The organism is Mesorhizobium sp. P160187, from assembly GCF_057766425.1.
This window is the reverse complement of sequence record NZ_JBYMDX010000002.1, coordinates 402429-412498: the sequence shown is the minus strand read 5'-3', so window position 1 is coordinate 412498 and position 10070 is coordinate 402429. Positions and strand designations below refer to the sequence as shown.

General features: G+C 58.6%; 8 protein-coding genes and 1 pseudogene. 5 read left to right on the top strand and 4 right to left on the bottom strand.

Features of this window, described 5'->3' with window-relative positions:
• The first annotated feature begins 42 nt into the window (after positions 1 to 42).
• The 5 genes from AC3CCE_RS03175 to AC3CCE_RS03155 are packed head-to-tail and all read left to right on the top strand — an operon-like array spanning position 43 to position 4627.
• A complete protein-coding gene (locus tag AC3CCE_RS03175) occupies positions 43 to 786 on the top strand; it encodes a PAN domain-containing protein (protein WP_023692436.1) in 744 nt (247 codons plus the stop codon).
• Positions 783 to 1715 carry a PAN domain-containing protein gene (locus AC3CCE_RS03170; protein ID WP_023692437.1) on the top strand — a complete coding sequence of 311 codons (933 nt, stop codon included), beginning with the start codon at positions 783 to 785 and terminating at the stop codon, positions 1713 to 1715. Before AC3CCE_RS03175 ends, AC3CCE_RS03170 begins: the two co-directional genes overlap by 4 nt.
• A 3-nt stretch (positions 1716 to 1718) precedes the next feature.
• Positions 1719 to 2906 (top strand): glycoside hydrolase family 3 protein, encoded by a 1188-nt coding sequence (locus AC3CCE_RS03165; protein ID WP_352627322.1) that lies wholly within the window; start codon positions 1719 to 1721, stop codon positions 2904 to 2906.
• Between the two features lie 28 nt (positions 2907 to 2934).
• Positions 2935 to 3579: a PAN domain-containing protein gene (locus AC3CCE_RS03160; RefSeq protein WP_488377088.1), complete on the top strand. Its 645-nt coding sequence runs from the start codon at positions 2935 to 2937 to the stop codon at positions 3577 to 3579.
• 55 nt (positions 3580 to 3634) lie between these two features.
• Entirely contained in the window at positions 3635 to 4627 is a 993-nt protein-coding gene (locus AC3CCE_RS03155) for a PAN domain-containing protein (RefSeq protein ID WP_352544017.1), read from the top strand.
• A 326-nt stretch (positions 4628 to 4953) separates the two neighbouring features.
• Here the strand turns inward: AC3CCE_RS03155 and AC3CCE_RS03150 are convergent, their stop codons facing one another.
• From AC3CCE_RS03150 to AC3CCE_RS03135, 4 genes and pseudogenes are all read right to left on the bottom strand, one after another.
• Complete coding sequence (locus tag AC3CCE_RS03150; protein ID WP_352627324.1) at positions 4954 to 5664, bottom strand: hypothetical protein; 711 nt, start codon at positions 5662 to 5664, stop codon at positions 4954 to 4956.
• Positions 5661 to 6050, bottom strand: coding sequence for a hypothetical protein (locus tag AC3CCE_RS03145; protein WP_352544019.1), 390 nt, complete (start codon positions 6048 to 6050; stop codon positions 5661 to 5663). The genes AC3CCE_RS03150 and AC3CCE_RS03145 overlap by 4 nt, the downstream gene beginning before the upstream one ends.
• Before the next feature lie 478 nt (positions 6051 to 6528).
• A complete protein-coding gene (locus tag AC3CCE_RS03140; protein WP_352544020.1) occupies positions 6529 to 9069 on the bottom strand; it encodes a DEAD/DEAH box helicase family protein in 2541 nt (846 codons plus the stop codon).
• Between the two features lie 388 nt (positions 9070 to 9457).
• A pseudogene (locus AC3CCE_RS03135) lies at positions 9458 to 10070 on the bottom strand (tyrosine-type recombinase/integrase).

Genomic DNA, 10070 nt, shown 5'->3' with positions numbered 1-10070 from the left:
CCGGCAATTCGCCGCCTATGGAACCGTCAGAGGGACAATGGCATGCTGAAGAGCAGCTTCGACAAGTATTTCCTCCACTTCAGGGGGTACATGGCGGCTATGGCTGCTGCAATCTTGCTGGGCATGACCCTGTCAGCGGGAGCACAGGAAAATTCCGCGGCGAACGAGCTTTTCAACTACCCGGACACTCTGCTGAACGGGATCGTCAGCGCCCAGTTTTCCAAGCCGATAGAAGAATGCCGGAAACTCTGCGAGGCGCGTTCGGGATGTCAGGGGTTTGACCATTCTCAAAAGGACGAGTGCCGCCTGTTCGCGAGCGTGGGCGCCGGACGCGTGAACGTGGGTTCGACCGCTGCGACGCGCAGCCTGCTTTCGAATTACACCGACCCGACAAATCCTCCGCTTGCAGCCAGGCTGGCGAAGCTCAAGGAAACCGACACTGACGGCCATGAACTCTTCGCGCTAAGCGAGGAGGCTTTCAAGCGCGGAGACCGGAGCGTCGGGCTGCAGGCGATCAATCTCGCAATGCAGAGAGGCAACCAGGACGCGAAGCTCGAAATGGCGAAATGGTATGATCCAAGGACCTTCGCGCCGGACCGCGTGGACGCGATCGACTCCAATAAGGCGGCGCGTTCGTATTTCGAACTCGCGCTAGAGGGCAATGCGCAAGCCAACAACCTGCTGAGCTCGCTTTGCGTCGACGCTAGCGACACGGGCTCGAACCACGCCAACGCATACGAGAATTTCCTTCGCACCACCTACTGCGAAGGGTCGATCAGTCCTTGACCCAACCGCTCTTACATATCGGTTTCATGGGTTGGGCCAAGGGAAGCGGAATGCAGCGGAGGCGGCATTGGTTGCGCGTGGTCGGAACAGCGTCGGCGGCGTTTCTGCTGACATTTTCGCTTGCGATGCCTGGAATTGCTACGCAGGCATTGGCGCAGGCGTCAGGAGGCGAACTTCTCGAATATCCAGAGACCGCATTGAGGGGAACCCCCAGTGCCGAGTTCCGGCGACCTTTGGACGACTGCCGGAAAATCTGCCTGGAGCGTTCGGGCTGCGCCGGGTTCGATCACTCCTCTTCAACCAACCTCTGCCGTTTGTTTCCAGCGGTCGCCTCAGCACAACCTGACCCGCTCTCGACCGGCGGCACCCGCCAGCGGATTCCAGGCTATCACGATCCCGCCAATGCCGAGTCCTGGTACTATGCGTCCTTCAGCGGGGTTGACCTTTGGGGGGGCGATCTCGTGTCAAAAGGCATCGATGCGCCCAACGCCGAAAGCTGCTCGGCTCTGTGTGACAGCCGAACCTCCTGCCGGGCGTTCACCTACAATCAGGAGGTGAATCGATGCTTTTTAAAATCGGGCTTCGATTTCGTGCAATCCTACCCTTTGGGACGGTCCGGCCTCTATTTCAAGGCTAAACCATCGGCCCCTCCTCCGACCTTGACTGCCGACTGGGAGCTTTTCACCCTGAGCGGCTTCATTGGAAACGGCATGGAATCGCCTGCGATCTCCTATCAGGAATGCATGGGGCAATGTCACTCGGACGGTGGATGCGGTGGGTTTACGTGGGTGACCGTGAGACCCAACCGATGTTTCCTGGTCCAGGGAACCAACCTGTACCCGGTGCGGCGAAAAGGCATGACGTCGGCGCGAAAAAACAGCCGGACGGTCACTCCCGACTTTGTACATCCCGTCGCTCCGAGGGACTAAAACATGCCGCCGCGGATCGCATTTCTCACCGCTGTTGCCTGCGCCTTCTTTTGTCTTTCCTCACCGCTGAAGGCTGACCCCCCAGTGCCGAGAGCCCGCATCCCAATCGTCGACCTGCATCGAATAATCGAAGACGCCAGGCTGCGTCAGATGATCGGGCAGATGGTGTTGGTTGGCTTTGTCGGCAGCGAGCCCGATGCCGAGGGATACGCGAGAGTCGTCAGGCAAGCGGAGGAAGGAAAGATCACGGGCGTCATTTATCTGGGGCGCAATATCGACGGCCTGAAGCAAGTGCGGCAACTGAACGAGGGCCTGCAGCGTTTCGCGGCAACCCCGCTGCTCATTGCTGTCGACCAGGAGGGCGGCCGTATCCAGAGGTTCACTGGAGCCATGGGGTTCAACGAGACGCCGAGCGAGGCGACTGTGGCTAAGTCCATGAGTCCAGACGAGGCCGGCGTGGTTTACCAGAACCTCGCTTCCGCTCTCTCGGATCTGGGATTCAACCTCAACTTGGCTCCCGTCGTCGATGTCAACGTCAACCCGGCAAATCCCATCATTGGCAAGCTTGGCAGGAGCTTTTCCGCCGATCCGCAGACGGTCGAGGCATACGCGAAGGCTTTCGTCGAAGCGCATCGGGCGAAGGGAGTGCTAACGGTCTTGAAACACTTCCCTGGGCACGGTTCCAGCACCAAGGACAGCCACAAGGGCATGGCCGACGTTTCCAAGACATGGAGCGATAAGGAACTTCTCCCCTACAAGAACCTGATCGCGTCGGGAGATGTCGACATGGTCATGTCGGCCCATGTGATAAATAACAAGCTTTCCTTTTCGGCCCAAATCCCCTCCTCGCTTTCCCGCGCGACGTTAACCGGGCTGCTGCGGGACAAGATGCACTTCAAGGGCGTGGTTATCAGCGACGACATGCAGATGCAGGCCATTACCAACACCATCAGCTTCGAGGACTCGGTGCGCCGAGCCGTTTTGGCAGGGAACGACATCCTGATATTCGCCAACGACAAACATCCAGACCCCCTGGTCCCGGAAAAGGTTGCCGCCCTCCTGTCTGAGGAAGCGCGCAAGGACCCGGAAATGCTTGAGCGGATACAGAAATCCTACGAGAACATCATCCGCCTGAAAAGGAAGCTCGCACCGGCCGTTTCCGCGGACACGACCATTGTACAGGAACGGTAGCGCGAGGCTGAGCAGGCGAGGAGGAAACATGCTGGCAGGTGGTCTTCGTCGCGGGATGGCGGGACTTCTTTTGGGACTTGCGGGCGCGCTTGCTGCTGTCGTGCCGCCAACGGGGATTCTGCCAGCGAACGCGCAGTCGACAGGAGAGTTCTTCGATTATCCACAAACCCTCCTGAATGGAACCGTCAGCGCCACGGTCAGCGTGCCGCTGAAGTCGTGCAGAAACCTCTGCTTCGCGCGTTCGGGATGCATCGGCTTCGACTACTCGTCGTCCGACGGTGTCTGTCGGCTGTTCGCGAACGTGGCTGGCGCGGGTGAGAGCCGCCACACATCGCCGGAACACGCAGTCTCGTCATGGGCTACCGTCCGCCAGCCAATCCGCCAGTCGCAGCTCAACCGACACCGCAGCGGAGCCAAGGTGCGTCAGAAGCGGAAGCGACGAAGCAGAAAAGCGCCACATCGCAAAAGACTGGCAAGCCTGCGGCGATCGTCCGAGCGAAACCAAGACGTAAAAAACAACGAGAGGCGACAAGTCAGCGGCCGGCAGCAAAGTCAAAAGCGGCCTCACCAGATCCGACCTCCTCGGCGTCGACGGCACGTCCGTCTAAGTTCCGCATCTGCAACAACCAATTTGGGACCTTCTCGGTTCTCGCATCCCGGAAATGTCCGCTGAGCGGTCCCGGAAGCTTTTGAGGCTCTCTTCGGAAAACGGCGGAGAAAGGCAACCAATGTCACAGATGAACAATCCGCAGGTGCTCCAAGTGTCCGAGCCACCATCGGACGTGCATCCTGCCTGCCCGCGGATGTTTGCTGATCGCATTTGTCGTCGGCAATTAAGCGGCAGAACCGTTGGACTACTGATAGGGTTTGTGGTCGCAGTTGCGGCTGCTATTGTTCCGCCGGCCGGAGGTCGGCCCGCAAACGCGCAATCGGCCCAGGAGCTCTTCCGCTACCCGCAGACCTTCCTGAACGGGGCGGTCAGCGCCACGGTCAGCGTGCCGCTTGAGGCCTGCAGCAAGCTTTGTTCCGCGCGCTCGGGGTGCGCGGGCTTTGATCATTCGTCGGATGGCGGCGTCTGCAGGCTGTTCTCGAGCGTAGCAGGCGCGCAGGAAAGCCAAGGACACACGGCCGGCACTCGCAGTCTGGTCACTGGCTATCATCCGCCAGTCAATCCACCTGCCTCTCCACAGGCTGCAGAACCGCCGCCGGAGCCTGGCGAGTTGGAAGAGGAGGCGGTGGCCGTCACGCCGCCATCCGGATCTTTCAGGCGTTTCCTCAACAGGGATCTGAAGAGTGAGGCCGCAGAGACCCGTCAAGCTGACAACGTGGAACAGTGTGAATCCATGTGCCGAGCTTCGGAGAGCTGGTGCAGGGCTTTCACTTACGACGCGTGGAACCGAAAGTGCTTTCTCAAGAAGCGACAAGGTCAACTCTTGATGAACGCCCGCGCTACTAGCGGCGTTATCTCGGGAGATGACATGCCGCCGGCGTCGAGTGCGGCTCCCTATTTCGAGTATTTCAACGGCAAGGCTTTTTCAGGCAACGGGTTCCGGGTGCTGAGCGCCCGCTCTCGCAACGAGTGCGAACGGGGCTGCTCGGCACTGGACCAATGCATCGCCTTCGGATTCACCCAATCTCAGCAGCGCTGCGTCCTTTTCGACCAACCGGGCGAATATTCAAGCAGTCGGGGAACTGACAGCGCAGCAATACGCCAAGACTAATCAGAATGCGAGCTACGGATCCATAGCCAAGTCGGCGAACGGCAGCTCCCGGAATCGAGATCCGGCGATCGAATGACTGAGATGAGGCGCACTGCGGCCCGGCAGCATTGCGGCGGAAGCGGCCACATCATGGTTCCTTTGTTCCCCTCATGCCGCAACGCAAGGAATAGCCCGGCGGCGCAACGGTCTTCATGGAAAGCTCGCCGATGGCTTATGGACCGGCTCACCCTGTCCAAAAACGGCAGCAGCTGGCGGAACGCGATGTGTCCCGTGAGCTTTCTTCTCTACGCCGACCTGCCACGGACCCGGTTTCAGGCGGGTTTCTATTACAGGATGGTCTGGACCATCACGAAAGGCGACTTCGATGCCTCACCTCGCCTCATTTGCGAGAGATACATATCGAAGTTGTGGACGACGCAAACCCTGAACTTCCGTTTCGCAAACCCCTTCAGGGCCTTGCTTGAGGTCGCGGTCAGATACCCTAGGGTGATCAGAGAAGGCGGAAAGTGGTTGTCGGCAGGCAGGCTGGCCTTCAGCTTTTTGAGCCTTGAAGGCGTGATTTCGTGCACAATTCCGATGAACTGAGCGAGTAGCATCGGGTACACGACCAGCTTTTTCACTTCAGCGAACGTCGCCAGCGCCTTGTTGTCCAGCGCTACCCATTTCTGCTTTGGCTTAGCCTTTGGCACCTTGTCGTCGCCTACAACGACAGCCACGTCGACGACATAGACTGCCTCATCATTATGGCCACCCATGACCGAGAGGTTGGAATGTATCTCGTAAAGCTCGTCACCTTTAACACACTTGAACCATGAGAAATTATAAGGGTACCCGCGAGACGACAGCTTGGCTACGAAGAGGCCGTTGATCGCGTTCTCCACCGTGATCGTGTACCCAGCCAGCCGGTAATGTTCGGTCGCCATAGTGAGGGCGCCCAGCTCTAGAAGCGCAGTCTCCCTAACCGCCAGGTGCTCGAGTTGAACGGAGTGCTTGTTGATGAAAGCTTTAAGCTCTTTCTCAATTTCGGCGACGTTCAACCTTCCCTCACAAACATCTTCGCGGCCACATCACTCAGACTGCTGCTTTCCGCAACGAGATGTTCGATGTCGAGCTTAACTATCAACTTATAGAGTTCCTGACGAAGGTTTCTCCCTTCCACGACTGCCGAGGAATCTTGGCTGATTTCGTCCCGCCCGATGCGGAAGCCGCGTGTTTGAGGCGGGCCTTCCGACCCCGGAGGTGTTCGCGTTGCCACGCTGATGCAGTCGTTCATGATCCAGAACTGGCTGTTTACAGTGGACCAGATCCTCCGGATGGCGACGACGAGCAGGAATTGGTCCAGCCTATCGCCGCTGATCTCGACGCGCGCGTCCCTAGCGATGTCAGGAACTACCGCGGCAACGGCGTCAACATAGCCGTTCACACCTTCTCTCAAAGAGTAGGGCAGTCGCTCCGTGATGCTCTGGACTTGTCGGCTTGCCATCGGTTACCTGCAGTGTCTGATCACTTACAAGCCTGTCGCATCGCCACGTCAAGCTTGAGCACGCCGCCCTTGGTCGCCGCACTGGCGCCGTCGCCCACAGACGCCCTATTTCCTCATGGACGATACATGCTGCGCCTCCCCGCAGCCACTTCTGTCATAACACGCTAACCGCCCCGGTCTAACCGGGACGGTTTTTTGCATTTTTGGCCGGGGATGTCTCGGTCGGCACCCCACATCCAGCGAGGTAACGCACGTCTCATATTAGGCCGTCTGCTGCCTGTCCGGTTCTGGCGGAAAAACTCAGTAAGCCGTCGTTCGGCAACCGACCTCGTATAAGCCATCCCGCAACTGATTGAAGGCGCCCGAAAGCGGACGTAGGGCGGCTGAGGTCGCCGCCTGAACCGTCATTCCGCCTGGCTCAAGGCACCTTCAGCGACTTCAACGTCTTAGTTGCCAGAGCCCCGAAGAAACCGGTCGGCTGCCATTCCGCAAGACCACCTAGTTCGTTCAGTAGCGTCCAGCGATCGATGGCCGTTCTCCCTCTAGTGTCGTCGATCTTGGAGATGAACGATCGCATCCTCTCGACGAGAGCGCTGGTCTCGACAAGATAGATGTCGTCGGACGGGCTGGCTTCGGACTTGCAGATACCAGGCGGACCCACCAGGAGAAGTCCGCCGGACCGGGTTTCTCCCTCGCTGTCCTTCAGCCACTGCAGGTGATTGTGGGCTTGTCCGACCTCTGCCTTCGTGTACTGCGCTGGCTCGTTTTTCTCGGTTTTCAGCTCGAACGCTACAAGCGTCGCTGCCTCGTCGTCCTTCCATATTACGTCGGGCCCATGATGAAATTCGTTGTCCGGCCGACTGGCCGAGAAGCCGATCAGCTCACCGTACATACGGACGGCCTCTTCCTTGGCATTCGACGAAGAGGCTGTGTCCCCCAGTATCTTGGCTTGTATCTTGAGCTTGGCGATGAGATTACCCAGCGCCTGCGGGCCATGGTGGTTCACTTCAAGAAGGCGCCTCTGAAGCAGTGTCTTCGCACCGCCTTTCTCGAACTCGCGGTCCAACTCGCTTCGAGCCGGAACGTTAAGCTTCGGCGACAGTCTGGCCCTTGCCTTTTTGAAATGGGCTATCGCCGTTTCGCTGTCACCTTCGGCTTCGTATGAGGCGGCAAGCCAAACCGAATACCAGCCGGCAAGCTTAGCATCCGCCAGCGCGGTGTCGTCCAGAACGTCAAGCAGTGCTGTCCGGGCACCGTCAATGTCACCCTGCCACAACCTAGTCATGAATTTGCACTCGGCCTCGGCAGATGCGGCGAGCTGCGTTTCGCGCTCCTTCACCTTCTCCAACGCCTCGGATGAGACCTCCAAGCCGTCGACCGTTTCGCGGTAGAAATTCATCCAGCTCTGATCTCGGCCGAGCACCTGCGTGACCAGATCTGCGATCTTCGCCGGGTCGTACTGGTCCATGCCTTCCTGTACCGTTTGGCTCAGGATTACCTGCTTACGGATGAGCGGCGGTAGCAGCGCCACATTGCGGTCGGTCTTCAGCCACACGTTGATGTCTCCGCCGTAGATGACGAACGCGCTGTAGTCGCTTCGACCCCGGTTAATGCGCCCTAGAAGCTGCGTGATGCGGCTGGCCATCTTTGTGGAGAACAGGTTCGCCAGCGACAGGTTCTGGAACAGGTACTGGTCCATGAGGCTCGATCCCGACGGCGCGCCGTCGATCAGCATAACGCGGCAGGTGTCCTGAGGCAGATCGATGCCGTCGATACGGGAGACGAGAATGAAGGAACCTGTCTTAGAAGTCCGGAAGGCCTGCAACTCGTCTGTGAAATCGCCGCGCTTCGGCGGTGTCCCGAAGACCTTCCAAGCCGTGGCTTTCGGGTACGACGGCACCGAGATCAGTAGCTTGTGTGTCTTCAGGATCTCCGCCGCCACGTCCTTCTTGTCGACCTTCTGATCGAACCTGCTGCTGAGAAGGATCAGTCGTTCTCCGTTGCCAGCGTCGTTGTCCGGCACGATAGGGTCCTTCGCGCGCCGTCCGAACCCTCTGACGAAGTCCGTCTCAAACTCCACGGTGGCCGACAGATAGATGCGTCGGACCCCTTTTCCGAGGAAGTCATAGACCCCGGTAGGGATGAACGGAGGCGTGATCTCGATGGCGTTCGCCGACACGAAAACAGCGCAGGTGCCGAGATTCTCCCACAGACGAATCGCTGGGAACATCATGTCCGAGTTCCGCCAGTCGATCTTCTTGATCGCATCAAGGATGGCTTCTCGATGCCGGAAGGCGGTCGAAGGCGGACACATCGTGACCGCCTGGTGGCCCACCTGCTCCAGAACGGTACTGAAATGCGGCCCTTTCCCGAGGCCCTCGAACTCGGGCCGGACGATCTCGACGACCTCGTGGAACAGCGCGGGGTGCTGCTCCTTGCTGATAGTCAGGGTGAACGCGTCTCGGATTACACGCTCTCCGACGTGCGCGTCGTCAAAGATGACAGCGGCAGGCGCTTTTATTCCTGTGAAGGTCGACTTCGCGACGAACAATGACTGATAGGTCGTGATGCAGAATGCCTTGCCCGTTTCGAACAAGTCGTTGGAGAAATTGCCTGCGGCACGCTTAGTATATTTGATCCCCAGACGTTCGCACTCCCGTGCCGTCTGCTCGATCAGGTCGATTGTGGCGCATGCGAAGACAACGGGCCCGATCGCTTCGTTGACCAGACTCTGCGCCATCAGAACACCGACTATCGATTTGCCTGCGCCTGTGTTCAGCAGGATCACGCTGTCTTCATTCGTGCGGCTCTTGTGCCATCGGGTTAGGGCTTCGGCTTGCCCTTTCCAAAGATCGTTCGGAACGTTCTTCTGGTTGGGGGTCTTGGAGAAGATTTCGAACGGATCCGTTGGCGCCGACATGCCCTTGGGTCGCGAAAGACTGTCAAAATTCATAACCATGTGTGATTCTCCCGCAGTGATTGTAGAAGACATGATAAGTTATGAGTAGCGCCTTGGGTGGGCGTTGTTGGAATGCCTGTGAATAGTCAAAATTCCGAAAAGCGCGCGCCTCGGTTGACCGGTGCGATCCGGCTCTCGGTTGAGCCTTCGCTCTGATTCGATGGCAGCGAGGTGCTGATCACTGTCGTCGTCGCTTGATCGATCCTCATCGCGTTCGGGCAGGTGCCTTTGCCAAAGCAGATACAGAAGGCTCAGCACCATGACATCCGCTTTCGCGCAATCCGTGCGGAAAGCGAACGGCCCCTTCCCACCCCACTTGCGGATGTCGTGGGCGAAGAGCCAGCCGCGCGGAGCGGTCATCCGGTATAAACGAATGACCGCTCCATGTTCAGATCTCGGTTCGTTCGGCCAGAAGCAGCGCATCCTCGATGTCCACACCGAGATATCGAACCGTGTTCTCAATCTTGGTGTGTCCGAGCAAGATCTGGATGGCGCGCAGGTTGCCGGTTGCCTTGTAGATCATGGCCGCTTTCGTTCTTCGCAGCGAGTGCGTGCCATAGTCTGATGATCGAAGCCCAATCGCGCTCACCCATTCATCGACCAGACGAGCATACTGCCGCGTGCTCATGTGGTGCGAGTGGTCGATCCGACTGGGGAAAGCGTGATCACCGACGGTGCCGCCGCGTCAATAGGCTGGCACGCACATCGCTGGTGAGTTCGAATTGAACAGGACGTCCGGTTTTCTGTTGAATGACGGTCGCCCGCGTTCGAACTTCCGGCCCCGTGACCAAGTCGCCTGTCTTGATCTTGACGAGGTCGCATCCGCGAAGCTTGCTGTCGATTGCAAGATCAAACAGGGCACGGTCGCGAACTCGCCCCTCCCGATCCAGGAAGAAGCGGATTGCCCAGATCTGTTTCTGGGTCAGAGGGCGTTTGGTCCAACCATTTCCAGCATTCCATGCAGCCCGGCCACGAACTGCAGCGTATCGAGAATATCCCAT